Source organism: Marinobacter iranensis (assembly GCF_029207565.1).
Lineage (GTDB): Bacteria > Pseudomonadota > Gammaproteobacteria > Pseudomonadales > Oleiphilaceae > Marinobacter > Marinobacter iranensis.
This window is the reverse complement of sequence record NZ_JANCMW010000265.1, coordinates 1-259: the sequence shown is the minus strand read 5'-3', so window position 1 is coordinate 259 and position 259 is coordinate 1. Positions and strand designations below refer to the sequence as shown.

Genomic DNA, 259 nt, shown 5'->3' with positions numbered 1-259 from the left:
AATCGATGACTTTCGATCGTCTGAGCAAATCGTCCGCGCGGACGCCGTCGCAGCGCGAAGCCCAAGGCCGGCCCATACGAGGGGAAACAGCGACCTATAAGTCCGCGCCTCCTTTGCTGCAGCTGCGGCAGGCGGTCGGGAACCGCGGGCTGCTCGGCATGCTGCGCGGCGCCGGTTCCGTGCCTTCGCCCGAGCCAAGCGCGCAAGACGCGTCAAAGCCGATCGTGCAGGGAAAGTTCGTGACGGAAACCGGCGGCGA

1 protein-coding gene is annotated in these 259 nt (G+C 66.4%); it reads left to right on the top strand.

Annotation, left to right across the window (positions count from 1 at the left end):
- The coding region (locus tag NLU14_RS22305; RefSeq protein ID WP_275710726.1) for a hypothetical protein at positions 1-259 on the top strand (259 nt) is incomplete at both ends.